This window comes from Streptomyces sp. NPDC037100, assembly GCF_055606225.1.
Genome location: NZ_JBVJSX010000003.1, coordinates 622,988 through 647,641, shown reverse-complemented (window position 1 = coordinate 647,641; position 24,654 = coordinate 622,988). Strand labels below are relative to the sequence as shown.

General features: G+C 72.2%; 24 protein-coding genes and 1 pseudogene. 5 read left to right on the top strand and 20 right to left on the bottom strand.

The window, feature by feature from the left end; translation table 11 throughout:
- The first annotated feature begins 468 nt into the window (after window positions 1-468).
- Window positions 469-1,767 carry a pyridoxal phosphate-dependent aminotransferase gene (locus ACZ7EG_RS12985; protein ID WP_471076400.1) on the top strand — a complete coding sequence of 433 codons (1,299 nt, stop codon included), beginning with the start codon at window positions 469-471 and terminating at the stop codon, window positions 1,765-1,767.
- Here ACZ7EG_RS12985 and ACZ7EG_RS12980 read toward each other — a convergent pair.
- Window positions 1,712-2,266: a Uma2 family endonuclease gene (locus tag ACZ7EG_RS12980; protein WP_471076397.1), complete on the bottom strand. Its 555-nt coding sequence runs from the start codon at window positions 2,264-2,266 to the stop codon at window positions 1,712-1,714. The two genes, ACZ7EG_RS12985 and ACZ7EG_RS12980, sit on opposite strands and share 56 nt — an antisense overlap.
- Before the next feature lie 126 nt (window positions 2,267-2,392).
- On the opposite strand from ACZ7EG_RS12980, the pseudogene ACZ7EG_RS12975 reads away from it, so the two are divergent.
- Window positions 2,393-2,818, top strand: a pseudogene (locus ACZ7EG_RS12975) (aminotransferase class I/II-fold pyridoxal phosphate-dependent enzyme); the annotation flags it as partial.
- Window positions 2,819-2,884: 66 nt separating this feature from the next.
- On the opposite strand, the gene ACZ7EG_RS12970 reads toward ACZ7EG_RS12975, so the two are convergent.
- From ACZ7EG_RS12970 to ACZ7EG_RS12890, 17 genes are all read right to left on the bottom strand, one after another.
- Window positions 2,885-3,127 carry a hypothetical protein gene (locus tag ACZ7EG_RS12970; protein ID WP_471076394.1) on the bottom strand — a complete coding sequence of 81 codons (243 nt, stop codon included), beginning with the start codon at window positions 3,125-3,127 and terminating at the stop codon, window positions 2,885-2,887.
- A 137-nt stretch (window positions 3,128-3,264) separates the two neighbouring features.
- Complete coding sequence (locus ACZ7EG_RS12965) at window positions 3,265-3,444, bottom strand: hypothetical protein (protein WP_471076391.1); 180 nt, start codon at window positions 3,442-3,444, stop codon at window positions 3,265-3,267.
- 78 nt (window positions 3,445-3,522) lie between these two features.
- Window positions 3,523-4,785 (bottom strand): ABC transporter permease, encoded by a 1,263-nt coding sequence (locus ACZ7EG_RS12960; RefSeq protein WP_471076388.1) that lies wholly within the window; start codon window positions 4,783-4,785, stop codon window positions 3,523-3,525.
- The gene (locus tag ACZ7EG_RS12955; protein WP_471076385.1) at window positions 4,782-5,666 is read right to left on the bottom strand and encodes an ABC transporter ATP-binding protein; all 885 of its coding nucleotides are present in this window, start codon (window positions 5,664-5,666) and stop codon (window positions 4,782-4,784) included. The genes ACZ7EG_RS12960 and ACZ7EG_RS12955 overlap by 4 nt, the downstream gene beginning before the upstream one ends.
- 73 nt (window positions 5,667-5,739) lie before the next feature.
- Entirely contained in the window at window positions 5,740-7,191 is a 1,452-nt protein-coding gene (locus tag ACZ7EG_RS12950; protein ID WP_471076382.1) for a YcaO-like family protein, read from the bottom strand.
- Window positions 7,188-9,698, bottom strand: a complete 2,511-nt coding sequence (gene lanKC / locus ACZ7EG_RS12945; protein ID WP_471076379.1) for a class III lanthionine synthetase LanKC — start codon at window positions 9,696-9,698, stop codon at window positions 7,188-7,190. Before lanKC ends, ACZ7EG_RS12950 begins: the two co-directional genes overlap by 4 nt.
- Window positions 9,699-9,711: 13 nt before the next feature.
- On the bottom strand, window positions 9,712-11,352 hold the full coding sequence (gene mpaP, locus ACZ7EG_RS12940; protein ID WP_471076376.1) for a daptide biosynthesis intramembrane metalloprotease: 1,641 nt from the start codon (window positions 11,350-11,352) through the stop codon (window positions 9,712-9,714).
- Window positions 11,353-11,535: 183 nt separating this feature from the next.
- On the bottom strand, window positions 11,536-11,697 hold the full coding sequence (locus ACZ7EG_RS12935; RefSeq protein ID WP_389962443.1) for a daptide-type RiPP: 162 nt from the start codon (window positions 11,695-11,697) through the stop codon (window positions 11,536-11,538).
- 93 nt (window positions 11,698-11,790) lie between these two features.
- The gene (locus ACZ7EG_RS12930) at window positions 11,791-11,949 is read right to left on the bottom strand and encodes a daptide-type RiPP (RefSeq protein WP_471076372.1); all 159 of its coding nucleotides are present in this window, start codon (window positions 11,947-11,949) and stop codon (window positions 11,791-11,793) included.
- A gap of 60 nt (window positions 11,950-12,009) precedes the next feature.
- Window positions 12,010-12,168 (bottom strand): daptide-type RiPP, encoded by a 159-nt coding sequence (locus tag ACZ7EG_RS12925; protein WP_471076369.1) that lies wholly within the window; start codon window positions 12,166-12,168, stop codon window positions 12,010-12,012.
- Between the two features lie 160 nt (window positions 12,169-12,328).
- Entirely contained in the window at window positions 12,329-12,484 is a 156-nt protein-coding gene (locus tag ACZ7EG_RS12920; protein WP_471076366.1) for a daptide-type RiPP, read from the bottom strand.
- 80 nt (window positions 12,485-12,564) lie between these two features.
- The gene (gene mpaC, locus ACZ7EG_RS12915; protein ID WP_471076363.1) at window positions 12,565-13,764 is read right to left on the bottom strand and encodes a daptide-type RiPP biosynthesis dehydogenase; all 1,200 of its coding nucleotides are present in this window, start codon (window positions 13,762-13,764) and stop codon (window positions 12,565-12,567) included.
- A gap of 4 nt (window positions 13,765-13,768) precedes the next feature.
- Complete coding sequence (gene mpaD / locus ACZ7EG_RS12910) at window positions 13,769-15,034, bottom strand: daptide-type RiPP biosynthesis aminotransferase (RefSeq protein ID WP_471076360.1); 1,266 nt, start codon at window positions 15,032-15,034, stop codon at window positions 13,769-13,771.
- Window positions 15,031-16,086, bottom strand: coding sequence for a daptide-type RiPP biosynthesis methyltransferase (gene mpaM / locus ACZ7EG_RS12905; RefSeq protein ID WP_471076357.1), 1,056 nt, complete (start codon window positions 16,084-16,086; stop codon window positions 15,031-15,033). The genes mpaD and mpaM overlap by 4 nt, the downstream gene beginning before the upstream one ends.
- 11 nt (window positions 16,087-16,097) lie before the next feature.
- Window positions 16,098-17,138: a daptide biosynthesis RiPP recognition protein gene (mpaB, locus tag ACZ7EG_RS12900; protein WP_471076354.1), complete on the bottom strand. Its 1,041-nt coding sequence runs from the start codon at window positions 17,136-17,138 to the stop codon at window positions 16,098-16,100.
- Window positions 17,139-17,356: 218 nt separating this feature from the next.
- A complete protein-coding gene (locus ACZ7EG_RS12895) occupies window positions 17,357-18,337 on the bottom strand; it encodes an LLM class flavin-dependent oxidoreductase (protein ID WP_471076351.1) in 981 nt (326 codons plus the stop codon).
- Window positions 18,338-18,386: 49 nt separating this feature from the next.
- Window positions 18,387-18,695 carry a hypothetical protein gene (locus ACZ7EG_RS12890; protein WP_471076348.1) on the bottom strand — a complete coding sequence of 103 codons (309 nt, stop codon included), beginning with the start codon at window positions 18,693-18,695 and terminating at the stop codon, window positions 18,387-18,389.
- Between the two features lie 328 nt (window positions 18,696-19,023).
- Here ACZ7EG_RS12890 and ACZ7EG_RS12885 point away from each other — a divergent pair, with 328 nt between their 5' ends.
- On the top strand, window positions 19,024-20,001 hold the full coding sequence (locus ACZ7EG_RS12885) for a helix-turn-helix transcriptional regulator (protein WP_471076345.1): 978 nt from the start codon (window positions 19,024-19,026) through the stop codon (window positions 19,999-20,001).
- Window positions 20,002-20,151: 150 nt separating this feature from the next.
- On the opposite strand, the gene ACZ7EG_RS12880 is transcribed toward ACZ7EG_RS12885, so the two are convergent.
- On the bottom strand, window positions 20,152-20,679 hold the full coding sequence (locus ACZ7EG_RS12880; protein ID WP_234848941.1) for a YbjN domain-containing protein: 528 nt from the start codon (window positions 20,677-20,679) through the stop codon (window positions 20,152-20,154).
- A 164-nt stretch (window positions 20,680-20,843) separates the two neighbouring features.
- Here ACZ7EG_RS12880 and ACZ7EG_RS12875 point away from each other — a divergent pair, with 164 nt between their 5' ends.
- Entirely contained in the window at window positions 20,844-21,332 is a 489-nt protein-coding gene (locus ACZ7EG_RS12875) for a hypothetical protein (RefSeq protein WP_471076341.1), read from the top strand.
- Between the two features lie 12 nt (window positions 21,333-21,344).
- Here ACZ7EG_RS12875 and clpB read toward each other — a convergent pair whose 3' ends face one another.
- Window positions 21,345-23,942, bottom strand: a complete 2,598-nt coding sequence (gene clpB, locus ACZ7EG_RS12870; RefSeq protein ID WP_471076338.1) for an ATP-dependent chaperone ClpB — start codon at window positions 23,940-23,942, stop codon at window positions 21,345-21,347.
- A 102-nt stretch (window positions 23,943-24,044) separates the two neighbouring features.
- On the opposite strand from clpB, the gene ACZ7EG_RS12865 reads away from it, so the two are divergent.
- Entirely contained in the window at window positions 24,045-24,461 is a 417-nt protein-coding gene (locus ACZ7EG_RS12865) for a pyridoxamine 5'-phosphate oxidase family protein (RefSeq protein ID WP_471076336.1), read from the top strand.
- Window positions 24,462-24,654: the final 193 nt, after the last annotated feature.

The window sequence follows — 24,654 nt, the reverse complement described above, 5'->3', positions numbered from 1 at the left end:
GGGGAGGGGACCGAAAGAGGCGGAGCGGAGTAGGTGAGCGGTGTGCCCTCCTCTGTGGGGCGGGATGAGGCGCGGCCAAACCCCCTACCCCCCCCCCCCGCCCCAGACCTTCGAGAAGGGCGGGGGGTTGTGCGGGTTTCGAGTGTGGCGTCCCTCACATAAGGCGTGGGGGCGGGTGTCGTGTTCGCACGGGTACGCCACGGGCCGCCGTACCAGGGCTGGCTGACGAAGTTCCCTGCCCGCCACAACGAGCCGGGCCAAGGTCGAGCGTCGACCTCAGTCGGGGTCAGCTCGCGACTCGGCGACGGCCGGCGCTGGACCGTCTGTGGGCCGTCCGAGGCCGACCGACGACGCCGGATGACGACAGTCGACACCAGCTCCTTCCCTGCTCAGCGATGGTGCTTTGGGTACCGGCGCAGGTGGATATCAGCGAAGCAGTGTTGAGGAACTCCAGAGCTTCGGCGCAGGATGACCGGCATGACCTCCAGCGCGCGCCCCCTCCTGAACCGCCGGCTCGCCGAGTTCGGGACGACGATCTTCGCCGAGATGTCCGCCCTGGCCCTGAGCACCGGCGCCATCAACCTCGGGCAGGGCTTCCCCGACACCGACGGCCCCGAGGAGATCCGGGAGGCCGCCGTACGGGCTCTGCGGGACGGCCGCGGCAACCAGTACCCGCCGGGGCCCGGCGTCCCCGAGCTGCGGACCGCTGTCACCGCCCATCAGCAGCGCCGCTACGGGCTGTCCTACGACCCCGACACGGAGGTCCTGGTCACCGCGGGCGCCACGGAGGCCATCGCCGCCGCCCTGCTGGCCCTGGTGGAGCCCGGGGACGAGGTGATCGCCTTCGAGCCGTACTACGACTCCTACGCGGCGTGCATCGCGATGGCGGGCGGCCGCCGGGTGCCGGTCACGCTGCGCGCCGACGTCGAGGAGGGCCGTTTCCGCCTCGACCTCGACGAGCTGCGCGACGCCGTCACCGACCGGACCCGGCTGCTGTTGATCAACACCCCGCACAACCCGACCGGCACGGTCCTCACGCGCGAGGAGCTCGCCGCGATCGCCGAGCTGGCGGTGGAGCGCGACCTGCTGGTGGTGACGGACGAGGTCTACGAGCACCTGGTCTTCGACGACGCCGAGCACGTGCCGCTGGCGACGTTCCCGGGGATGCGGGAGCGCACGGTCACCATTTCGAGCAGCGGGAAGACATTTTCGTTCACCGGGTGGAAGGTCGGCTGGGTGACGGCGGCCCCGGAGCTGGTCACGGCGGTGCGCTCGGCGAAGCAGTACCTGACGTACGTCTCGGCCGGCCCGTTCCAGTACGCGATCGCCGAGGCGCTCTCGCTGCCCGAGTCGTACTTCGCGGACTTCCGCGCCGACATGCTGGCCAAGCGGAACCTGCTGGCGGTGGGCCTGGAGGAGGCCGGCTTCCGCGTCTTCCGGCCCTCGGGCACGTACTTCATCACCACCGACATCCGCCCCCTCGGCGAAACGGACGGCTTCGCCTTCTGCCGCGGCCTGCCGGAACGCGCCGGCGTCGTCGCCATCCCCAACGCGGTCTTCTACGACCACCGCGAGGAGGGCGCCCCGTTCGTGCGGTTCGCGTTCTGCAAGCGGACGGGCGTGCTGGAGGAGGCGGCGAAGCGGCTCGGCGCGGCGCTCCAGACGCACCGGGCGGTGCACCGGGGTTCTCCCGTGAACTCGTCCCCCTGCGTCAGCGGGCGTCCGCCTCGGGATCCGGGCGCGGGAGTTCGTCGAGGTCGAGCGTGAAGGTGCGGCCGTCGGCCAGGGGGATGGGGAGCTTGCCGGTGCCGTACGGGTGGGTGTGGGCCGCGATGTAACCCGAGGCCGTCGGCTGGGTGTGAAGGACGACTTCTTGGGCGTAGGGGTCCACGACCAGGTAGATCGGGATTCCGTAGCGGCCGTACTTCGCGGTGCAGTCGTCGTAGTCCTTGCGTGCGGAAGAGGTCGAGACGACCTCCGAGATCAGCAGGACGTCCTCGAAGCTGTAGCGCTTGCCTTCCTTGCGTGCGTCTTCGCGCAGGATCGCGAGGTCGGGGGCGGAGTTCTCGTCGGCGGGGAAGTCGATGTAGACATCGGAGGTGACCTTCGCGTGACGGCCGAGGGCGAGAGCGGAGTCGATCTGCATCGACCTGATGGTGCTGGAGTGCTCTTCGCTCTGCGGGGTCATGATCACCTTTCCGTCGGCCCCGAACAGGACCGTGTACCCCTTGGGGAACTCGGTGTGCACGATCGCGTCGACGCTCATGGACGGCTCCTTCCCGTGTGTGGTCAGGATACGACGGACAGTGCCGCGTCACCGAGCCCGTCGGTACGGCCGGAGATCCGCAGCGGGGCCTGTCGCACGCCGTAGGAACAGGCAGGCCAACGAGGTGTCGGCTGGGTGACGGCGGCCCCGGAGCTGGTCACGGCGGTGCGCTCGGCGAAGCAGTACCTGACGTACGTCTCGGCCGGCCCGTTCCAGTACGCGATCGCCGAGGCGCTCTCGCTGCCCGAGTCGTACTTCGCGGACTTCCGCGCCGACATGCTGGCCAAGCGGAACCTGCTGGCGGTGGGCCTGGAGGAGGCCGGCTTCCGCGTCTTCCGGCCCTCGGGCACGTACTTCATCACCACCGACATCCGCCCCCTCGGCGAAACGGACGGCTTCGCCTTCTGCCGCGGCCTGCCGGAACGCGCCGGCGTCGTCGCCATCCCCAACGCGGTCTTCTACGACCACCGCGAGGAGGGTGCCCCGTTCGTACGGTTCGCGTTCTGCAAGCGGACGAGCGTGCTGGAGGAGGCGGCGAAGCGGCTCGGCGCGGCGCTCCAGGGACGCCGGTGCTGGGCCCTTGTCAGTCGGGGAAGGGCCCGGCGACCGGCCCGGGTGTCACTCGTCGGCCAGGTGCCAGCCCTGGAGGCCGGGCTGGGACAGGATGTCGGTGGCCGTCCGGGTGGCTTCCGACCTGGTGGTTCCCGGCGGGGCCGTGAGGCGGAGGCGGGCGAGGTTCTCCTCGAACTCGCCGACCTCGGCATGCCACCCGGCCGGGAGGAGGGATACGAAACGGATCGCTGCCGTCTCTGGCGGCGCCCCGGACGGACCGGTGATCGACACCTGATGGGGGGAGTTCATGGACAGCTCCGCAGAGGAAGAGAAGGGATGTCGGTGAGACAGGCTGTCTTCCCGCTCACGTGGGAACCATGGGCCGGCGGGGAGTCCGTGTCCGGGGCCGGCGCGGCAGGGCCGGCCCCGGACACGGACCGGGCCCGTCAGTCGGAGGAGCCGCCCTTGGCGAGCCGGGCGACCAGCACGAGGATCGCGACGGCCACAGCGGCGCCGACGCCGTAGCGGATGCCGTCGGCGGCGTCGCCGGCGAACAGCACCACCTCCACGCAGGCGAGGACGGCCAGAAGAGCGGCGAGGGAGGTGGTGGAACGGGAAGCGGTCATCGGATTTCCTTCCGGTGGGGGGTCGGGTTTCTGGCTGTACCGGCGTGTGTGACCGGCGGTTGTGCTGGTACGGGAACGTCAGTCCGTCAGCTTCATGGCCTGGCGGAACGAGAGCTTGCGGTCGGTCTGCAGGAGCGCCCGGCGGTACACGCGGCCGCTCAGCCCGACGATGAACACCGCCGCGGCGATGGACAGGACCAGCGCGACGACCGGCTCCCACCAGGTGGTCTCGCCCGCCAGGACGCGCGCCGGCATGGTCACGGTCGAGGTCAGCGGGAGGAACGAGAGGATCTCCCGCACACCGCCGGACACGGTGACGCCGAGGATGAACACGAGCGCGGTGACCGCGTTCACCGGCGTCGTGGTGGACTGGATGTCCTCGCTCCTGGTGGCAAGCGCGCCCGCGGCGGCGAACAGGCAGGCCAGGACCGCGATGCCCACGACGTAGAAGACGAGGAACCAGCCCAGGCCGGTGCTGATGTCGGCGAGGAACTCCTGCTCGCCCGTGAAGATCAGGCCGCCGACTCCGACCAGACAGAACAGCGCCATCTGGGCGAGCGCCAGGAGTGTGGAGCCGACGATCTTGCCGACGAGCAGGGAGCGCAGCGGAACGGAGCTGGCGATGAGCTCGACGATGCGGTTCTGCTTCTCCTCCACGACGCTGGTCGCGAGCGCGGCACCGAGCAGGACCGCGGCCAGGTAGAAGAGGAAGCCGAAGAAGTACGTCGTCATCCGGACCGCGCCCTCGGGCGTCTTGTCGGCCGAGAGCAGGACGTGCTTGACCTGCGCCCCCTCACTGAGGGCCGCCAGGCTGGTGCCCGCTGCCTGCGCGTTCCGGTCGAGGGCGTTCGTCTGCACCGCGGCGCCGATCCAGGTGGCGGCGATGTCGTTCTGCCCGGTGTCGCCGAGCAGGACCCAGCGGCCGCCCTCGGACAGCAGCCCGGCCTCGGCGTCACCGGACCGCACGGCCTCGCGCACCTGCTCGGCGGACGACTTCTGCCGGACGGTGATCTCGACGTCCTGGTCCGCCCGGACGGCCAGCTGCTCGGCCTGGCCGGCGATCCGGCCCGCCTGCCGGTCGGCCACCGCGACGGTGATCTTCCCCATCGAGTCGGCCAGATAGAGCTGGAGTCCGATCGCGCCCACGATCAGGGCGAGGGTGACCAGCGTCGACACGAGGAAGCCTCGGTTGGTGAGCTTCACCGAGATCTCGCGGGCGGCGACGATGCGCCAGGCGGCGGGCGTGGCCGCACGGGAGGGGCCACCGGAAGCCGTGGGCGTGCCCTTCGGGCCGGGCGACGTCTCGGCCCGGTCGGCGGGGTTCGAGGTCACGGTGCTCATGCGGAGGTCATCTCCCGGTAGACGTCGGCGATGCTGGGAACGAGGGGGGTGAAGGCGTGCACGTCTCCGCGGCTCAGGGCCTGGGTCAGGAGCGCGCCGGGGTCGGCGTCGGCGGCCAGCTCGACGCGGGCTCCGTCGGGGAGTTCCTCGACGTCGGTCACGCCGGGTACGGCGCGGACCCAGCCGGCGGGCGCGCCGGTCACGAGGTGGTACCGGGGCCTGTCGCGGTGGCGGAGCTCGTCCGCGGTGCCCTTGGCGACGACCTGACCGGAGGCCATGATCACCAGGTCGTCGCAGAGCCGCTCGACCAGGTCGAGCTGGTGGGAGGAGAACAGCACCGGGATGCCGGCGGCGGCGTACTCGCGCAGCAGCTCGGCCATCGTGTCGACGGCGTGCGGGTCGAGTCCGGAGAACGGCTCGTCGAGGACGAGCAGTTGGGGCGAGCCGAGCAGGGCCGCCGCGATCTGCACGCGCTGCTGGTTCCCCAGCGACAGGGATTCGAGCCGGGCCTGGCTCTTCTCGGCGAGCCCGAGGCGTTCGAGCAGTTCGAGGGTGTGACGGCGGGCGTCGGCGTTGCCCTGGCCTCGGAGCCGGGCCAGATAGACGAGCTGGCCGAGGACGGTCTGCTTGGGGTAGAGGCCCCGCTCCTCCGGCATGTAGCCGAAGTCCCTGCGGTCGGCGGCCGTGACGGGGGCACCGCCCCAGCGGATCTCGCCGCCGTTCGTGGCAAGGACGCCCATGATCATGCGCATGGTGGTGGTCTTGCCCGCGCCGTTCCCGCCGACGAACCCGGTCAGCCGGCCTCCGGACACGCGGAAGGACACCCGGTCGACGGCACGGTGATCGCCGAAGTCTCGTACGAGTTCTTCCAGTTCCAGCATCTGTGTCTTCTCTCAGCTCGGTTGATCGGTGGTTCACGGTGGGGGGAGCGAGCGGCGGCGGACCACCGCGGGGTCAGGGCAGGGGGTGCGGGGGCGCTTCCCGTGGGTCGTCCAGACGGGCGGGGCAGCCGGTCCGTTCGACCGCCGACGCCAGCCGGGGCAGGTGCCAGCTCCACGCATGGGTCTCGTCCATCCGCAGGTTCTGGTAGCCGGGGGCCAGCACCTTGACGACGTGCCAGCCCATGGCGGTGACGGCCGGCGGGAGACGCGGGGTGAGGTCGACGACGAGCAGGCCCGCGCCGTCGGCGGTCAGGGCCCGCCGGATCTCCTCCGCCCTCAGGTCCCGCGCGGGCGTGGGAGCCGGAAGCGTGCTCGGCTCCTGGAATCCCGCGACCCAGTCGCGCACGGACGCGTAGGCGGGGCCGGTCAGCATGTGGCAGAGCCGGTCGTGTTCCGTGACGATCGGGGCGCGGTGCCCGCTCTCGCCCTGTGCGCGCAGCGCCCGCAGCGCGGCCCGTACCTGCCACGCCTCCTGGAACGCCTTGGCGGCGGCTTCGGCCGGCCGGGTCGACGCCTTCATGCCGACGGCGGCCAGGGCGCCCGGGCCCTCCGGGTCGATCAGGCAGGCGGTCATGCACCAGAGCCCGGGTACGGCGGTGGGGATGCGGGCGAGGACGGGGGTGAGCCCCGCCGCGCGTGCCCGCTCCCACACCGCCCGGAGCTTGGTGTCGGCGGGCGACGGGGTGTACGTCGGCAGGCGCAGTTGCCGGCCCCAGGCGACGGTGAGGGCGTCCCGCTCCGTCACCTCGGTCATCGCGGCGGCCAGGGCGGTCTCGTGGCTCGCGCCGGCCGCTGCCCCGGACGGGCTCGGGTCGAACAGGTCGGCCCGGCGGGCGGGCCAGTCGACGAGGTCGGCGGGAACCAGGACGGGGGTGCCGGGGATGCCGGGGGTGCCGGGGGTGGGGGTGCCGGGGGTGCCGGGGGTGGGGGTGCCGAGGGTTTCCCAGTCCATGGCACGGGCCTCGTACCAGGACAGGTCGCACGCCTCGGCGTCGGGATGGGACAGGGCGTGGCCCGGGTGGTGCGCGTACAGCGTCGTGCCGTCGAGGCGGGCCGCCGTGCCCGGGCGGGCGGGATGGGCGGCCGAGGGGTGCAGGGCGCGCCGCTCGACGGCCTCGCCCGCTCCGCGCAGCAGGGCGTCGACCCGGGAGGTACCGCTGGCCCCGGCGAACCGGGCGGACAGCGGGAGATCCAGGAGAGCGGCACCCGGGCCGGCAGGGGGCGTGGCCCCGGCCGACCCGGCCGAACCCGACGCCCCTGCCGACGCCCCGGCCGAGATCCCTGCCGAAGTCCCGGAACCCGCGGAACCCGCGGAACCCGCGGAACCCACCGTGCCCGTGAAGTCCTCCACCGCGTGGAGTTCGACCGCGCTGCTCCACAGCGGATCGTCGCCGTGCGGGGGCGTCACCGCGTAGCGCAGGGCGATGCCCGACGCGGGGGCGAGGGTGGTCGGGATGTCGATCACCGTCGCACCTCGACGGCCGTGGGGGCGAGGAAGGGCAGGGCCGGGGTGCCGTCCCGCAGGGCGACGAGGGCCAGGAGGACACCCGCCGAGCCGGTGCCCAGGTCCGTGGAGAGCCGGTAGCCGTAGTTGCCGAGGAAGTCGACGCGACCGGGTTCGGCGGCGATCGCCTCCCAGCCGAGGGCTTCGAGGTGGAAGCCCAGGACGTCCCGCTCGGCGGCGCTGCCGCCGTCCTGGAGAGCGAGGATCTCGCCCGCACGTCCGTGCAGCAGGCTGCACGACGTGGCGAAGCCGCCCCTCCGCAGGCCCAGGAGCCGGTTCACCGCGGTGCGCAGCCGCGCGTCGTCGGGGGTGTGCCGCAGCGCGGCCCGCAGGGCGAGCAGGATGCCGGCGGAACCCTCGAGGCCGGGGCTGAGGAGACGGTCGTCGAAGTCGGTGCGCTCGATGAGCTCCAGTTCCGCGTGGAGTTCGGCCACGGCCCGGTCCAACAGGTCGGGGCGGCCGGTGTGTTCGTACAGGCGCAGCAGGAGGAGCGCGCTGCCGCAGCGGCCGTGCAGCAGGCCGATGCGCTGGGGCGCCGGCGCGTCGGGCAGCCGGTCGGCGAGCTGGAGCGCCTGGCGCAGGCCCTGGTCGTCCCCCCGCCGGGCGGCCAGGTGCAGCGCCGTCAGTCCGAGGCCCGAGAGGCCGGTCGCCAGAGTCGTCGTCACGTTGGCGTCGCACCCGGCGAAGGCGCGCTCCATGACCGCGTCGGCGGCGTCGGGGTGGCCGAGTTCGTCCAGGGTGTACGCGATGCCGGCGAGGCCGGTGAAGAAGCCGGGGCCGTCGCCGGTGACCTGCCCGGCCTGGGCGAGCAGCCACTCGACGTGCTCGGCGGGCACCTCGGCACCGGCGCGGTGGAGCGCCCAGAGCACGCCGGCCGCCCCGTACGCGAAGGTCACGCCCCCGTCGGCCACGATGAACTGCGAGACGTCGCCCGGGTAGAGGCGGTCGGTCCGCTCGGGGGTGGCCGCCTCGACGACGGACGTGGCGATGTTCGCGATCAGGGTCCCGGTCTCCTCCCCGGCGGCGGGCCAGCGCACGCCGAACTCCGTGCGGGCGCCCAGGACATCGTCGCCGAGGCCGCGCTCGATCTGCCGGACGAAGGACTCGGGGAGGGGAAAGTCACGGACCGCCGCGTCGATCAGCGTGCGGATCTTCTGGGTGCCCCACGGCACGACGTGCGGCATGGGGACGAACATCGTCAGCCGGAGCACGTCGAGCGCGAACAGGTCGACGGCGGGGCCCCGGAGGTGGTCGGGGGCCCGGAAGCCGAGGGAGCCCATGGCCTGCGCGCGCATCTCCTCGGCGGGTGTGGCGGTCTCCATGTCGATGAAGGCGACGGTGTCGTCGGGGCACACGAGGATGTTGCCCGGGTGCAGGTCGCCGAAGACCACGCCGCGTTCGTGCATGGCGTCCACGGCCTCGGCGACCTGGCCGATGATGTCCAGTGCCCAGTCGGCGTACGCCGCCCTGGCCTGCGGCGTGTTGTCGGTGGTGCCGTAGGGGTGGCGGAGGCGTACGAGGTCCGTGAGCGGGGTGCCGTCGACGAAGTCACGCGCCAGGAAGTGGTGTTCGTTTCCCTTGCGCACGTCTCTCAGCGCGGGGACGGACGGGAGCCCGGCGAGCCGGGACAGCGCCCACTGCTCGCGGTCGAGGCGGGCGACGGCGTCGTCCCCGGCCGCGTCGAGGCCGGCGAACGGGCGGGCCTCCTTGAGCAGGACCTCGCTCCCGTCCCGCTTGTCGACGGCGCGGTAGACGCCGCCGCCGTTGGAGAAGTGCAGGGCCTTGTAGACGCGGAAGGGGAAGTCGCCGAGGGTGCGGGCGCGCCGTTCGGCGAGTGCCTCCTGCAGGAAGGACGGCATCGTGACCCAGGAGGGGGTGTGGAATCCCGGGCGCCGCTCGTCGGGGACGAGTTCGCCGTCCGGGGTGGTGATCGCGGGAGTGAGGGTCCCGTCCTTGAGCCGGGTGGTCTTCAGGACGAAGCCCCCGTACCGCACGTGGAGCGGGCCCTCCCGCCAGCGCAGGTCGCTCAGGATCGACGGGGCGCGGGTGCCGCCGACGAGCTCCTCCAGGCCGTCCAGGGCCTGCTTCAGCTCCGTCTCGTCGGCGGGGTAGACGGTGATGAACTTGCCGCTGGCGCTGCGGTCCCCGTACTTGCTGCCCCGGCGGGCGAGCGTCTCCGGGTCGGATATGTACTTGTACATCAGCCCGTGCTCGACGCAGTACGGTGCGACGGTGTCGAGGAGTCCGGCCGCGTTGTCGGGGGACGCCGCGACGTGGATCTTCCACCCCTGGTCGGGGACGCGGGAGTCGGGTGGGACGCAGACCGTCCATTCCCGTCCCCGGGTGGCCGTCCAGCCCGCGGGCAGGTTCCGGCCCTCGTGGAAGTCCGCGCCGACGGACTCGGTGGCGGGGGCGTCGTAGAAGAGCGAGTCCGCGCGGCAGAAGTTGATGAACCGGGTGTCGAGCACGGTGTCTCCAGGGTCAGAAGGGCAGGAACGGAAGCACGTAGGTGCGGTGGAGGGACTTCCACAGGGGCACGCTGCCGAGCTCGACCTCGGCGGTGCCGGTGGCCGGCGAGGGGGTGCGGGCGAGTTCCAGTGGGTAGGCGGTCGAGTCCATGACCACGGCATCTCCCACGTCGACGGGGAAGTAGGCGGAGACCGGGACCTCGGCCTTGCCGGACCGGGCGGCTCCCACCCGGGCGGTGGCGACGGTGTCGTTCAGCACCAGGCCGTTCGTCCGCAGCGTCACGTGCTGCCCGGGGCGTATCTGCTCGTCCGCTGAGCCCTGCGGCAGGACCAGGCGGGTGCCGGCGGCGTCGGTGACGTAGGCGGCGGCCGCCGTCTGACGGACCGGCAGGAACAGCGCTGCGCAGGCGAGAGCGGCCAGCAGGGCGCAGACGGCTCCGACCCGGGCCGGGCGGACGCCGGCGGCCTTCACCTCGGCGGAGAGCCGGACGGCACCGCGGATCAGGATCCACGCGAGGTACGAGAGTCCGCAGGCGGCCAGCAGGAGCCCCACCCAGCCGACCCGCTGGAGGGTGCCGAGCCAGGTGTGGAGGGCGGCGCTCAGGAAGTACACGGGGAAGGCGAGGCAGGCGAAGCCGTACACCACGGTCCAGCGGGTGGGCAGTTCGCGCTGGTAGGTGCCGCCGAACAGGAACCGGGCGAGGGTCCGGCGGGCGTCGGCCATGGCACGGTCGCGCAGGTACGGGACGTCCACATGGCTCATGAGGGCGATGTAGCCGTCGAGCTTGATGAACGGCGTCAGGTTGAGCAGGGCGGTTCCGTAGCTGGTGACCGCGAAGAAGAGCAGGCACGTCTTGGCGGTGCCGTCCGGCAGGGGCCAGGCCGCGAGGGCCGAGGCGGCCGCCAGGGACGTCTGGACCGCAGGCCCGGCGAGGGCCGTGTGGACGCGCTGCCGGCGGGCCGGGAGGCGCCAGGCGTCCGACACGTCGCAGAAGAACGCCGGCATCAGGTAGAAGAGCATGACGCCGATGCGGGAGGGGCGGCCCCCGTAACGGATGAGCACGGCGGCGTGGCCCAGCTCATGGATGGACACGCCGAGCAGCAGAGCGAAGAGCACTCCGGCGAAGGTGCCCGCGGACAGGGGGCTGTTCAGCGTCACCGCGACCGCGTCCCACTGGGCGGCGAGGGCGGCGACACCGAGCAGGACGCAGAGCATCCCGGCCGCCACCGCGCCCCGGGAGAAGAGGCGGGCGAACAGCGGGCCCATGGCCTGCATCGTGCGTCCCGGCCGCAGCAGCGTGAGCTGGAGCGTCATCGGCGGGACGATCTGGAAGCGTGGGGCGACGGCGGGCGCCGGGGTCTCACCGTCGTCGAGCAGCTTGAGGGAGTCGAGCCGCGAGACGGCGCTGCCCACCCGCTCGGCGCTCCAGGCACCGCCCAGCCGGGCGGCGAGGGCCTCGTGGTCGCGCTCCCCGTCCAGCTCCCGGACGAGATCCGCGACCTTTTCGTTGATCCGTACGTAGCGGGCGCCGTGCTGGAGGACCCAGTCGCCCTGGCCGTCGGCCGGCGAGTGGACCTCGGCGCTCGGGGCGAGGCGGGGGCGCCGCGCGTGGGCCGGGATGGTGGGCGGCGGTGGACTCGTGACAGCGCTCATGGAGTTTCCTTAACGGGACGGCGGCGGGGAGTGGGAGAGCGCGTTGCACCCTTGCGGGGGTCCGGCCGGACGGGCCGGCCGGACCACCGCAGATCCTCGGTGTCGCCCGAGGGGGCTCCAAGGTGCGCAGGGGAGCCGGCTACTCCGTCTCCCGTCGCGTCAGTGCGCTCGCCGGTGTCGCTCTCAGGTGAGGGTGATGGAGGTGGCGACGGAGGCGCTGATGGCCGTGCCGACGGAGACGCCGGTCCAGAAGCCCGGGGCCTCCAGGGCCTCCAGCTCCTGCATCTCCAGCTCGCCGAGCTCGGCGTGCTCGATGTTCTCGACGGTGCCCAGGTTCTCGCTCATGTCGGTTGCCTCTCTGAGGTGTTCTACGGGTTGGTGTGGCACGGAAGTGCCGTGGTGCCGGTGGTGCGGGATGGTGCTGCCGGGCCGATCAGGTCAGGTCAGGGTGACCGAGACGCCGACCGAGACGCCGGTGGAGAACGCGACGCTGAACGTGCCCCAGCCCGGGGCCTCCAGGGCCTCCAGCTCCTGCATCTCCAGCTCGACGGGCTCGGCGTGCTCGATGTTCTCGACGGTGCCCAGGTTCTCGCTCATGTCGATTGCCTCTCTGAAGGGTTCTGCGAGGGGTTCTGCGGAGGTGTGACCGAGAGCTGATCAGGTCAGGGTGACCGAGACGCCGACCGAGACGCCGGTGGAGAACGCGACGCTGATGGTGCCCCAGCCCGGGGCCTCCAGGGCCTCCAGCTCCTGCATCTCCAGCTCGACGAACTCGGCGCTCTCGATGTTCTCGACGGTGCCCAGGTTCTCGCTCATGTCGGTTGCCTCTCTGAGGGTTTCGGTGGATGGGGTGGTGCGGATCCGGGGGTCCCCCGGCTGCCACGCGGCCCACGGGGAGCCGGGCGGCAGCCGTCGGGGAGGTCCGGCCGTGCGCGGGGCACGGTGCGGTGGATCGGAGCGGCGGACGCCGGCTCGATCAGGTGAGGCTCCAGGCGACGGAGACGATCGAGATGCCGACGCTGACACCGGCGCTGGTGGCCCAGCCCGGGGCCTCGAGGGTCTCCAGCTCCTGCATGTCCAGCTCGGTGCCGAGCTCCTGCAGCTCCTGCTCGACCGGGTTGTTGCGCGCCATGGTGTTCTCCTCGTGTTGTCGGTTCGGTGATGCGGACTGTGCGGTGGTGCGGGTGGTGCGGTGCTCCTCCGGGTCGGCGCTCAGGCCGCCGGGAGGGGTTCGGGGGAGCCGGCCGCGGAGGCGGTCGGCTCGGTGGCCTCGGCGAGGAGCGCGGCGACGTCGTCGGCGCTCAACCCGGCGAGGGTGGGAAGTCCGGCGCCCCAGGCGCGCACGCTGCGCAGGGCGATGTGGTGGCGCAGGTGCGGTGCGAGGTGCACGGCGCGGTCGATCCGCCAGCGCAGCATCAGCTGTTCGAGACCGTCGTCGGGCCCCGGCGCGAGCCAGGGGGCCCGCTGCCTCAGGCGCTCCCACAGCCGGTGGACGCGGTCGGCGCTGCCGAAGCGGGTGTCTCCCCGCAGGGCCTGCCGCCACACGACCGGCCACAGAGCGCAGACGGCCCGCATCTTGGCCAGACCCAGCGTGGTGGAGAGCTCGTTGGCGACGGCCCAGCACTTCACCGCGTACGGGTTGCGGCCGACGTTGATGGCTCCGCGCTGGCTCTCGGCGCTGAGCCGGGCGGCCAGCAGCCGCTCGGGCGCGGGAGCCGGCAGGCCGGTGGCGGTGTGCCGGGCCAGCCGGTCGCCGACCATGAGCAGCCGGCCCGCCAAGTCCTCTACGGCGGCGTCCTGTTCGGGAAGATCGAGGGTGTCGCTGCTGTACGGGATGACGGTCCTGAACAGCGCTTCGAGCACGCCGTCCATGACGAGTCGCCCCGGGAGGGTCTCGGTGGCCTCGGACACCCAGAGGGCGGCTCGGGGGCGCAGGCACTCCCCCATCGCGATGCGTTTGCCGTCCTCGTGGGGGAAGCAGGCCACGGGTCCCGCCTCGCTCCCGGTGCCCAGGGTGGTGGGGACCGCGAGGACCTCGGCGTGTTCCCCCCACGCCAGCGGGAGCGCCACCAGGCCGCTGCGCTGCCCGGAGGCCAGATAGCGCAGGAGGTCGGGGTGGCGGCCGACGGCGGCGACGAGCTTCGCGAAGTCGAGGGTGCTGCCCCCGCCGACACCGACGACCAGCTCACCGGGAGAGAGCCGGGAGGCGGCGGCCTCGACGGCCGGCATCCCGCCGTCCGCCGGGGTGACCGCCCGGTCGGGCGTGAACCCGGCGTGGGCGACCTCGGCGAGGATCTTCCGGGTGACGGCGTGGTCGGCCACGGCCGGGTCGGCCAGGACGGTCACGCCGGTGGGGTTCAGTTCCCTCAGCAGTTCGGGGATCCGGTCGTAGGTGTCGAGAGAGACGGGCACGGGGTCAGCTCCTCGCGGCCAGGGAGGTCGCCGGCAGCAGGCTGTCGAGTCCCTCCTCGACGCAGGTCATGAGCTCGGCGACCTCGGCGCGGCGGTAGGTCAGGGAGGGCACGAGCTGGATGCCGGAGGGACCGGGGTGGACGATGGCGCCCGCGTGCCGGATCCGGGTGACGAGGTCGGCGACGTCCGTCCCGGCCAGGGCGCGGCCGTCGGGGTGGGTCAGGTGCAGGGTGCGGAAGCAGCCGACGCCGGTGGCGTGGGTGGCGAGCGGGTGCCGCTCGACCAGTTCCGCGAGCCCCTGCTGGAGCCAGGCGGCGACGTTCCGGCCCGCGGTGACCGCGTCGAGCCGCTCCATCTCGGAGATGGTGGCGCTGACGGCGGCGCAGGCGAGGGCGGTCGCGCCCTGGGTCTCGGCGTGGGCGAACATCGTGTCGTGCTCGACGAGGGCCCGGGTCACCCGGTGGGACATCACCAGGGCGGCGGCGGGGCAGGCCCCGTTGGTCAGGCCCTTGGAGGTGACGAGTACGTCGGGCAGGCCCGGCCAGCTCTCGGAGGCGAACCAGCTTCCGGTGCGGCCGAAGCCGGTGGCGACCTCGTCGGCGACCAGGAGGAAGCCGTACTCGTCGCGCAGACGGCCCAGTTCGGCCACGAACGAGGCGTCGAGCGGGAGGGTGCCGGTGCCGACGACGGGTTCCACGACGACCGCGGCGACCTGGCCGCCGAGGGCGGCCATCAGCCGGCCGAGTTCGGCCGTGTCGTTCGGGGTGACGTGGCGGATCAGCCGCTGGTCCACTCCGTAGACCCGCTGTCCCAGGTCCTCACCGGTCAGGGCGAATCCGCCGAAGGTGAGTCCGTGGAAGCTGCCCCGCAGGGCGACCACCAGGTTGCGTCCGGGCCGGCCCTGTACCGCGTGGTAGATCCGCGCCAGTTTCATGACGGCGTCATTGGCGACGCCGCCGCCGGTGGAGAAGAGCACCCGGGCGTAGTGGTCGGGCCCGCAGACCCGCAGCAGGTCCTCCGCCGCGCGCCGGGCGTAGCTGTTCTCGAAGCGGAAGGCCCCGAGGTAGGAGGCGTGTTCGGCGGCTTCGGCGATGGCCTCGGCGATGCGCTGGTTGCCGTAGCCGAGGTTCACGTTCCAGAGTCCGCTGTCGGCGTCGAGGGCGATGCTGCCGTCCGCGAAGGTGACGCGGTGTCCGGCGGCGCCGACGGCGCAGAGGCTGTCGTCGCCGTGGCTGGAGGGCGGTATGAGGTAGGGCCAGAGCGCGGTCATCGGGCAGCTTCCGTGGTCAGGAGCGTCACGCGGTGACGCTCGCCGGGCGGGGAGAGGAGCCGGCGGGAGGTGATGGTCAGGCCGGACGCGGTGAGCTCTTGCTCCAGGCGCGGCAGATCGAGGACGGCCACACGGTCCGTGCAGACCGTGACGGGGCTGTCGTCGCCCGGCGGGTCCGCGGGGAGCAGGGTGACCGTGCGGCTGTCGGCGCCGGCGGGCCAGTGCTCGTACAGCTCGTAGACGGTGCCGCCGGCTCCGGTGACCCGTACGGCCGTCTCGTCGGGGCCTTCGCGGTCGCCCCGCTCCAGGACGGTCAGCAGGAACCGGCCGCCCTCGGCCAGGTGCGCGAGGACGCTGCGGTACAGGCCCGTGCGGCCGTCCTCGTCGAGGAGCGAGAGCGAGGTGGTGCCGAGCAGGATGTGCGGGAACCTCTGTCCGAGGGCGAAGCGGGACATGTCGCCCCGCACCACGGTGCAGCGCTCCCGCATCGACGCCGGAGCCCGGTCCAGTGCAGTCCGCAGCAGCGCCAGCATGTCGGCGGACAGGTCGAGGGCGGTGACCTGCCGGCCTGTGGCGAGCAGCGGCAGCGTGAACCGTCCCGAGCCGGCCGCGAGGTCGAGCACGGGGCCGGGCGTGGTCCGCACGGCGGTCAGCAGGGCCCGGGTCTCCGGGTCGTCGTAGGTGGCGAGGTCGTGGTAGAGCGGGGCGCCGAGGGCGTCGTACAGACCGCAGACGCGAGCCCTGTCGCCGAGCTCGGCGATCCGGCGGGCGGCGGCGAGGGCGGGTACGCCGGCCGTTGTGGTCTCGTGGTGCGACGTGGGTGCGCTCGACGTGGGCCCGTCGGCCGACGGGGTCTCGGGGCCGATCGGCGTCTCATGCCCGTTCGCGGTATCGCGGCCGTTCGCCGTCTCGCGGCCGTACGGCGCTGCGGTCGTCGTCCCTTCGGCCGTCGTCGCTACGGGCGCCGTCCCTTCGGCCGTCGTCGCTACGGGCGCCGTCGCTACGGGCGTCGTCGCCACGGGCGCCGTCGCTTCGGTCGTCGTCAGGGGCATGGCCGGAGCGCTCATCGGGCGGCCGCCGGGATACGCGCCGGTACGGGCAGCGGCAGGCCGTGCCGGGAGAACAGCTCGGCCAGCCGGTCCACCTCGGCGGCGGGGACGAGGTCGCCCACCTCTCCGGAGGTCGCGAGCAGGCACTCCAGGGCCTGTGCGGCCCGCCGGTCGACGGCGAACAGGCGGTCGCCGGCCACGACGTACGCCTTCTCGTCCCCCTCCCCGTCCAGCACGATCGGCAGGGTCGGGTCCGCCAGGTCGGCGTCGGCGCCGGACTCGGCGAGCCCGGGCGTCAGCCGGAAGCCGAACCCGGACACCCGCAGGCCGGTGGCTCCGCGCGCCATGAGGCTGCGCAGCGCGCCGACGGCTTCGAGGTAGCGGGCCAGGAAGGGGCGTCCGCGCAGGGCCTCCGCCCGTGTCCCGGCCGGCAGTGCCGCGTCCAGTGCGGCGGCGCCGGATCCGGTCATGTCGAAGCGTTCGGTGAGGGTGTCGAGGCTGTCGTCGACCGTGCCGAGCACCGCTCCCGTGGGGCTGGTGGACAGCTGCCCGTTCCGGTCGGCGTAGAGGCGCAGGGCCGGGCCGTCCGCCGGGTTGTGAGCACCGCTGAGGGCGGCCGGGTCGGCCAGCAGCACCGAGGAGGTGATGAGGAACTCGGGGAAGACGCCCTCGGCGAGCGCCCGGTCGGCGTCGGCGAGGAAGGCCTCGAAGTCGTGTCGGTCGAAGACGCGTATGACGGTCGGGCCGAAGACGGTCATGAAGGGGCTGGCGGCGTAGGCGTGGGTCTGCAGGAAGAAGTCCTGGCCGTTGGAGAACTCGTCGCCGGGCTCCGTGAGGCTGCCCTGGTAGCCGACGGCGGGGGCGCGGTCGCCGGTGCCGTCGTCGGGTGCCAGCAGGAGGGTGCGGGGGCCGACGAGCCCTGCGGCCGTGACGGCGGGGATGTGCGCCGCGTCGGCCAGTACGAGCGTGCCGACGCCGGCGCCGGCGGGCCCGGCGAGCGGGGCGGCGGTCGCCCAGGAGATGAGGTGCTGCTTCAGACGTCCACGATCTGCCATGTCCATGCCAGACAATCCTTTACTGATCTGCATCCCCTCTGCGTTCGGGCAGCAGGGAATCGGGTTCGACGGAGGTGCGCCCCGGCCACGGCGCGCGCTGCGACCGCTGTCGGCGTCGGGAGTGTGCGCCGAGCGGTCGGTCACCTCGCGGGCGACGAGCGGTCGGTCACCCCGCGGGCGACGAGCGGTCGGTCACCCCGCGGGCGACGAGCGGTCGGTCAGTGCGGTGCCGTCACCGACCGCAGGATCGCCGAAAGGTCCGCGAGCGACTCCTGGGCACCGAAGAGCTTGTGGACGGCGGTGGTGTTCAGGACGATCTCGTCCACCCCCACCTCTTCGTAGGCCCGGAGGGCCTTGACCGCCTGCGGCAGATCGCCGCCCGCGAACGCACCGGTCTCCACGACACCGCGCGCCACGTCCTCGATCCGCCCGGAGCCGACGTCCACACCCGCCCGGCCGAGCATGTCCAGGTAGTGCGGGGCCTGCATGTGCGGCGCGTTGCCGGCCAGAGCCAGCCGTTCGGGCCCGGCGCCCTCGCGCCCCTCCTTCTCCAGTCCCGCAGGGACCATGGCGACGACACGGGGCAGCGCAGTCCGCCCCGCCCGTGCCGCACCCTCGGCCACCGCGGGCAGGATCACGTCCCGCAGGTAGCCGGGCGGCGTCAGCCATGTGATCACGACGTCCGCCACCTCGCCCGCCAGCCGGGCCATACCCGGCCGCAGCACCCCCAGGCCCACGTCGACCCTGGGTGCCGCGGCCGGAGCCAGCCCGCCCCGGAAGGTGAGGTGCGGGCCGTCCATGACGACCGTCTCGCCGTCGAGCAGCCGGCGCACCGCCGTCACGTACTGGCGCGCCACCTGGAGCGGCTTCTCGTACGGCGCTCCGAGGATGTTCTCCTGGAAGGCCCTGGCGCCCGGCCCGAAGCCCGCGATCACCGGTTCCCCGGTGGCCAGGGCCACGGACCGCGCCTGCAGGGCCGCCTCGTACGGATGGCGCAGGGGCATCAGCGTGACACCGAAGCCGGTCGGGACCCGGAACCCGGCCCCGGCCAGACCGGTGAAGGTCTGGTGGGGTTCCATCACCATGGCCTGTCCTTGCCAGAGGCGGGTCGCCCCGGTCCACCGGACCAGTCCGGCGAAGGGGAGCGCCTGCTCCAGGCGGCGGGGTACGCAAGGGAGGAGCACGGAGTAGTCGGTCATGGCGTCGGGATCTCCTGGGTCGTGATGTCGGGCGGGCCGCGGCAGCCGACTACTTCCAGTCGTTGTTGTTCTTCGGCAGCGGGGCCGGGACGGGCAGCAGATCGCCGATGAGCTGGAACAACGCGAGGGGGTTGAGCCCCGGGGCGGACACCGTCCCGTTCCCGGTCCCGCGCCCCGCACCCGTCGCCGTCGCGGAGGCGGACGCCGTCACCGCCACCGTCCGGCTCTCCGCCGGCTGCCCCGCGGCACGGGCCGTTCCCTGGCCGGCCAGGGCGATCATCCCCGCGGTCAGCAGACCGACGACGACGTGTCCACGACGACGGGACGACAGCGTGCTGCGGGACGTGGAGCGGTTCACCGATGTCTCCTCGATGCTTGATGCGGCGTTTTCTCGTTCTGCGCTGTTCGTGCTTCCTTGCGAGAACGACTCTGCCGTGTGGCGAGGGCCGCCACGAGACCATCTGCGCGCAGCTTGCTGCACCCGCGGATTCCTCAAGCTGCAGCGACCCTCATGCCCCGCCCGTCCGCCGCCGCCAAATCGGTTGTCCGATATCTGAACTAGCGGACATATATTGACAATTCGTCATTGACAGTCGCGTAGGGGCGTCTGAGGATTCCAGGGACCGCATGTGTGATCGATCATCAACAGGGGGAAACACATGGGCAATCCGCTTGCTTTCCTTGGCGTGAACGAGGAAGAGGAGCGGCTGTACCGCGCCCTCCTGAGACGCGGCTCGTCCGCGCCGGCGTCCGGCCCCGAGGAGCCCGACGCGCACGCGCACACGTCGTTCGAGGAGTCGGCGCTGGACCGGCTGGTGGCGTTGGGGCTCGCCACCAGGAACACCCAGGGCGCGGTACGCCCCGTCCCTCCGCCCCGGGCCGTGGACGCCCTGATCGACGGCCGTCTGCGCCGTCTGCGGGAAGAGCTGGAGAGCGAGGCCGCGCGGCACTCGGTCATCGAGTCCCTGTTCATGGAGCGCCTGACCGCCCCCTCCTCGCCCCGCGCGGGCACCGACGACCCCGGCCGGATGATCACGCAGCTGCACGGGATCGAGGCGGTCCGGGAAGCCATCGACGAGCTGACCTTCTTCGCCCGGACCGAGGATCTGAGCACGGAGCCGACCGGCGTCCTGACCGAGGAGTCGATCGCCGTCTCGCACCCGATCAACATGCGGCTGCTGCGCCGTGGCGTGCGCCTGCGCATGATCATGGGGTCCGCGATCATGCAGGACGACACCACCCTCACCTACATGCGCGACCTGGTCTCGCACGGAGCCGAGGTGCGGATCTCCCACCACCCCATCGAGCGCGTGATCATCGTCGACCGGTCGGCCGCGCTGACCCCCATCAACCCCGCGCACACCTCGGTGGGGGCGCTGCTGGTGCGTGAACCAGGCCTGGTGGCCACGCTGGTCACGCTCTTCGAGCGTATGTGGGAGGGCGCGGAGGAACTCCCCGGCGAGGACGCGGACATGCCGTCCGACATCGAACGCGAGATCCTCACCATGCTCAGGGAAGCCGACAAGGACGAGACGGCGGCGCGCCGCCTCGGGGTGTCCGTGCGCACCTACCGCAAGCACCTGGCCGTCATCATGCGCCGCCTCGGCGCCGCGAACAGAGTGGAGGCCGCGCTGCTCGCACACGAAAAGGGCTGGCTGAGCTGAGGAGCCGGAGCGCGCAAGCGCCTCCCCCGGGGCCGCACGAGTGGCACGGGCGACCGGAGTGACACCGAAGGCACCGGAAAAAAGCAGACGGCGCGTACAGCGCGTACCCGTTCGTACGCGCCGACGCGCCGCAGGGGCCCTCCCGGGGGCCTACTCGTCGTCCTCGGGCTTCTCCGCCTCGTCGATCTCCTGCTCCAGGCCGAGCTGCTCGACGAGCCACTTGTCGAACTCGATCGCCGCGCGCACCCAGCTGACCGTCGAGGAGACGAAGTGCTCCAGGCTGACACCCATGCCGATCAGCATCTGGGCCTCGCCGATCAGGCGGACCGTGCCGTCGTCGTGGGTGTGGCTGTAGACCTTGGGCCACAGGGTCCGGCGGTTCCAGTCGTCGATCGACTCCAGGATCTGCGGCTTGGCCTCGATCTCGTGGGGCCGGTCGTAGAACGTCCGCACGGAGAAGACCTGCTGGTCTCCCTCTCCCCGGAACATGAAGTAGGTGCGGAACTGCTCCCACGGCGCCGCGAGGTCTCCCTCGTCGTCGACGACGTACTTGAGCTCCATCTGGTCGAGGAGCTGCTTCACGAGGTCCTGATCCGGGACGACGGGGCCGGCCGGACCGCCGGGCTGCGGCTCGGGCTGGCCCCCGAAGTTCGGAATCGAGGACGGGTCGATGGTCACCGTGAATTTCCCTTCGTACGGATTCCGCCATCCTCCCCCATGCGGGGAGGGGGGTGGCAAGCCCCGACAGGCCCTGTCAGCCCACGGCTGACACGATCCGGTCAACTGCAACCTCCGGGTACCCACAACCGTCCTCCTGAGCAGCCGACGGAGGGGGCACGGTCGTGGTCGCGACGGAGCGGGGGCACACCAGGTGGGGGCTCGTCCTGCCGTTTCTGGCACTGCCGGTGGTGGTCCTCGGTGTGCTGATCACCGGCCTCTTCCTGTGGGCCTGGTCGGGGGACGACGAGCCTCGCGACGACGCCCGTACGGGCGCGGCGGCGACGGTCCCGTGCACCGAGGCCCTGGCCTTCGGCGCAGCCGAGCGCCCGGCGCACGCCCGAGCCCACGACTGCACCGTGCAGCGGGGCATCGACACCTCGTACTCGGCGGTGCTGCGGCTGCCCCGCGAGGACGTCCGCGACTGGCTGCGCGAGACGTACCCGGACGCCCCGGAGCCCCGCACGGGCGGGGGCGCCTGCGGGGAGCTCTGCCTCGACGTGACCCACGAGAACGGCCTCCCCGGCACGGCGGAGGCGCATGTGGTGCAGGTGAGGGTGGAGCACGAGAACGCCGAGACCGCGCTGGTGCGCTTCTCGGCGTTCACGATGTGACCGGGGGCGGTCCTACAGCGTCTTGCCCGTCGCCGGTCCGACCAGGAGCCCGTCCTCGAAGCGGTCCACCCGGACCGTGTCGCCGTCCTTGATCTCCCCGGACAGGATCTCCTTGGCGAGCCGGTCGCCGATGGCGGACTGGACGAGCCGCCGCAGCGGCCGGGCGCCGTACGCCGGGTCCATGCCCTCCTCCGCGAGCCAGGCCAGGGCCTCGGGCGTGATGTCCAGGGTGAGCCGCCGCTCGGCGAGCCGCCTGGCCAGGCGCTCCAGCTGGAGCTTCGCGATGCGCTCCAGCTCGGGCTTGGTCAGCGCGGAGAAGACGACCAGGTCGTCCAGGCGGTTGAGGAACTCCGGCTTGAAGGAGCTGCGCACCACCTCCAGCACCTGCTCCTTCTTCTCCTCCTCGCTGGTGATCGGGTCGACCAGGAACTGGCTGCCCAGGTTCGACGTCAGCACGAGGATCGTGTTGCGGAAGTCGACCGTGCGGCCCTGGCCGTCCGTCAGGCGCCCGTCGTCCAGCACCTGGAGCAGGATGTCGAAGACCTCGGGGTGCGCCTTCTCCACCTCGTCCAGCAGGACGACGGAGTACGGACGGCGGCGCACGGCCTCGGTGAGCTGGCCGCCCTCCTCGTAGCCGACGTATCCGGGCGGGGCGCCGACCAGCCGGGCCACGCTGTGCTTCTCGCTGTACTCCGACATGTCGATGCGGACCATCGCCCGCTCGTCGTCGAAGAGGAAGTCGGCGAGCGCCTTGGCCAGTTCGGTCTTGCCGACGCCGGTCGGGCCCAGGAAGAGGAAGGAGCCGGTGGGCCGGTCGGGGTCGGCGATCCCGGCGCGGGACCGTCGCACGGCGTCGGAGACGGCCCGCACGGCCTCGGTCTGGCCGATGAGCCGCTTGCCGATCTCGTCCTCCATGCGCAGCAGCTTCTGCGTCTCCCCCTCCATCAGCCGCCCGGCGGGGATGCCGGTCCAGGAGGCGACGACGTCGGCGATGTCGTCGGCGCCGACCTCCTCCTTGACCATGGTGTCCTTGGCGACCTCCTCCTCGGCCTCGGAGGCGGCCTCCAGCTCCTTCTCCAGGGCGGGGATCTCGCCGTAGAGGAGCTTGGAGGCGGTGTCGAAGTCGCCGTCGCGCTGGGCGCGTTCGGCCTGGCCGCGCACCTCGTCGAGGCGTTCCTTCAGCTCACCGACGCGGTTGAGGGACTGCTTCTCCTTCTCCCAGCGGGCGGTGAGGCCGCGCAGCTCCTCCTCCTTGTCGGCGAGGTCGCGCCGCAGCTTCTCCAGGCGCTCGCGGGAGGCCGCGTCGGTCTCCTTGCCGATCGCCAGCTCCTCCATCTTGAGCCGGTCGACGGCGCGCTGGAGCTCGTCGATCTCGACGGGCGAGGAGTCGATCTCCATGCGCAGCCGTGAGGCCGCCTCGTCGACGAGGTCGATGGCCTTGTCGGGCAGGAAGCGGGAGGTGATGTACCGGTCGGAGAGCGAGGCGGCGGCCACCAGCGCGCTGTCGGCGATCTGCACCTTGTGGTGGGCCTCGTAGCGGCCCTTGAGCCCGCGCAGGATCGCGATGGAGTCCTCGACGGTCGGCTCGGCGACCAGCACCTGCTGGAAGCGCCGCTCCAGCGCCGGGTCCTTCTCGATCCGCTCCCGGTACTCGTCGAGGGTCGTCGCCCCGACCATGCGCAGCTCACCGCGCGCGAGCATCGGCTTCAGCATGTTCCCGGCGTCCATGGCGGAGTCGCCGCCCGCCCCGGCCCCCACGACGGTGTGCAGCTCGTCGATGAAGGTGATGATCTGCCCGTCGGAGTCCTTGATCTCGGCGAGGACGGTCTTCAGCCGCTCCTCGAACTCGCCCCGGTACTTGGCCCCGGCGACCATGGCGCCGAGGTCGAGCGCGACGAGCCGCTTGTCCTTCAGCGACTCGGGCACGTCGCCCTTCACGATCCGCTGGGCGAGGCCCTCGACGACGGCGGTCTTGCCGACGCCGGGCTCGCCGATCAGCACGGGGTTGTTCTTGGTCCGCCGCGACAGCACCTGCACCACGCGCCGGATTTCCTGGTCCCGCCCGATGACGGGGTCGAGCTTGCCTTCCCGCGCGGCGGCGGTGAAGTCGGTCCCGAACTTCTCCAGGGCCTTGTACTGCCCCTCGGGGTCGGCCGTGGTCACGCGTCGTTGCCCTCGCGTCTTCTGGAATGCGGCCTGGAGCTTCTTGGCGTCGGCCCCCTGCTGGGACAGCACCTCGCCGGCCGCGCCGCCCTTCGCGGCGAGGGCGATGAGGAGGTGCTCGGTGGAGAGGTACTCGTCGCCCAGGTCCTTGGCGCGGGCCTGGGCGTCGGCGACGACGGCCAGCATCTCGCGGTTGGGCTGGGGCGGCGCGACGGTCGACCCGGTGACGCTCGGCAGCCCGGCGAGCACCCGCTCGGCTCCGGAGCGCACGGCGGCCTGGTCGGCGTCGACCGCGGCGAGCAGGTCGGTGATGTTCTCGTTGTCCTGTCCCTGGAGCAGCGCGAGCAGCAGATGGGCAGGGGTGAGGTCGGCGTGTCCCTCGGTCACGGCCCGGTTGCTGGCAGCGTTGATCGCGTCCCGGCTCCGGTTGGTCAGCTCGGCGTCCACGTTCGCGTTCTCCTCCTTGCACTGACCCGAACGGCTTGCACAAAGTTGAGTCTAGTGCACTCAAGGACGGTTCCGGGAGGACCGGGGTCTAAGTTCCGGGGCATGGCGACCAAGTACTCCGTGGATCCCGGCGCTCCGGACCCGTCGTATCTCGACTTCTGGCGGGAGCGGCACCTGTGCACCCTGACGACTCCCCGCCCGGACGGCACTCCGCATCTGGTACCCGTCGGGGTCACATACGATCCCGAGGCCCGTCTGGCTCGGGTGATCACCAACAGGGCGAGCGCGAAGGTGCGGTACGTGCGGGCCGCCGGGGAGCAGGGGGCGGCCGTGGCCGTCTGCCAGCTGGAGGGCCGCCGCTGGGCGACGCTGGAGGGCCGGGCCTTCGTCCACGAGGAGCGGGACCGGGTCGCCGAGGCGGAGCGGCGCTACGCGGAGCGCTACGGCAGGACCCCGTCACCGAACCCGTCACGCGTGGTGATCGAGATTCACCTGACGCGGGCGATGGGGCGAGGTTGACAGAAGTGAATATCCACACCGGTGATCGACTGGATCCGGCCACCGCCGGATCACGCCGATACCCGGAAATATCCCCGAAACTGCAGCGGGGGGGCCGTGGTTTGGTTTCGGTTGAACCGGCGCGGGGGGGAGGACCTGAAGGGGTTTTTTCTACGGGGGAAGCGCGGCCGGCACTTCGGGAGGTGGCAAAGAT